1 protein-coding gene and 1 pseudogene are annotated in these 1,924 nt (G+C 70.1%); one reads left to right on the top strand and one right to left on the bottom strand.

The window, feature by feature from the left end; genetic code table 11:
* Positions 1-657 (bottom strand): annotated as a pseudogene (locus tag G6031_RS12850) (hypothetical protein); the annotation flags it as partial.
* 404 nt (positions 658-1,061) lie between these two features.
* Between G6031_RS12850 and G6031_RS12845 the strand changes: the two are divergent.
* Positions 1,062-1,924, top strand: an 863-nt coding sequence (locus G6031_RS12845) for a UDP-galactopyranose mutase (protein WP_182653465.1), incomplete at its 3' end; no start/stop codon positions are given.

Below are 1,924 nucleotides of genomic sequence, written 5' to 3'. Positions count from 1 at the left end.
GGCCGACCGGGTGGCCGCGACGTCGTTCTGCGCGGGGGACCCCGTGGCCGGGGTGTCGGCGGCCTCGGACTCCGGGGCCGCCGTGGCCTCCGCGCCCTGGGACTCCGCGCTCCCGGACTCTGCGTCCCGGGACTCCGCGCCCTCGGGCGCGTCCGCGAGCGACGTGTCCGCGATGTCGACGCCGGAGACCTTGATCTGGACAGTGGTGGTGTCCACCCCGAGGAAGACCGGCTCGGTGCCGCCGCTGCCGGTGGTGCTCTCGCCCTCGTCGTCGACGGACTCCGCCTCGTACCAGGGGCCCCACGAGCCGTCCGGGTTCTTGGCGCGCAGGGCCGCGACGGCCTGCGGGTTGTAGCCCTTCCACGTGACGCCGACCATCGAGAACGGGGTCTCGGAGGTGACCTCCTTGACCGGGGCGGAGCCCACCGCGATGTCGGTGTCCACCCCCGCCGCGGCGGGTGCGTCGGACAGGGAGACCTCGGCCGTCCCGGTGGGGACGGCGGCGCCCGCGGTGGCGGCGATGTCGTCTCCGGACTCGACCAGGTGGTCCGCCCCGTACACGGCGAGGGGCGTGACGACGGACGCCGCGACCGCCACCGCGAGGGCGAGGGTCCTGCGTCGACCGCTGACGTTCAGGGGGCGGCGTCGTGTTCTCAAGGGCTTCTCCAGATCAGGTCTGTGTCTCGCGGATCCCGCTGCGGAACACTTCTTCCCGGCGGCCGCGAGCGCTGCGACCACTGGGACGAATGTGACGAACGTGGTCAATGGTAGCTAAGAAACGCGTGAAACCAAGTGGTACGGAAGTGAATTTTGGGGTCACAAGCGTGTAGTTTCGAACCGATGTACGACGACGCGGCCGCCCGACGCGCGGACTGAGCAGCGGCACCGCGCACGGGTGGGGCCCTCCTCGTCGTCGTCACCTGGTGTGGCACCGGACCCCTCCGCCCACCCGCCCGATACCCTTGGACCCGGACCCGCGCCGACCGGCGCGTGGACACGCCGGGCGCGGCGCCCGATCAGGCGCGGCGACCCGGCGACGGACTACGGGAGGGCTCGAAGTGATGGCAGGCGATCGGCAGTGGGGGACCTATGACCTCATCGTGGTGGGGTCCGGTTTCTTCGGCCTGACGGTCGCCGAGCGGGCCGCGGCCGAGCTCGGCAAGCGCGTGCTGGTGCTCGACCGGCGTCACCACATCGGCGGCAACGCCTACTCCGAGCCCGAGCCCGAGACCGGGATCGAGATCCACAAGTACGGCGCGCACCTGTTCCACACCTCCAACGAGCGGGTGTGGGAGTACGTCAACCGTTTCACCGACTTCACCGGCTACCAGCACCGCGTGTTCGCGATGCACAAGGGCACGGCGTACCAGTTCCCCATGGGGTTGGGCCTGATCAACCAGTTCTTCGGGCGCTACTACTCGCCCGACGAGGCGCGGGAGCTCATCGCCGAGCAGGCCGCGGAGTTCTCGGCCGAGGACGCGACCAACTTCGAGGAGAAGGCCATCTCGCTGATCGGGCGGCCGCTCTACGAGGCGTTCATCAAGGACTACACCGCCAAGCAGTGGCAGACCGACCCCAAGAACCTGCCCGCCGGCAACATCACCCGCCTGCCCGTGCGCTACACGTTCGACAACCGCTACTTCAACGACACCCACGAGGGCCTGCCCGTCGACGGCTATACCGCGTGGCTGGAGAACATGGCCGCCGACGAGAAGATCGACGTGGTCCTGGACACCGACTGGTTCGACGTCCGCGAGGCCGTCCGCGCGGCGAGCCCGGACGCGCCCGTGGTCTACACCGGCCCGCTGGACCGCTACTTCGACTACGCCGAGGGCGAGCTCGGGTGGCGCACCCTGGACTTCGAGACCGAGGTCCTGCCCACCGGTGACTTCCAGGGCACCCCGGTGATGAACTACAACGACGC

Source organism: Dietzia sp. CQ4 (assembly GCF_014145125.1).
Taxonomy (GTDB): domain Bacteria; phylum Actinomycetota; class Actinomycetes; order Mycobacteriales; family Mycobacteriaceae; genus Dietzia; species Dietzia natronolimnaea.
This window is presented reverse-complemented; position numbering and strand designations above follow the sequence as displayed.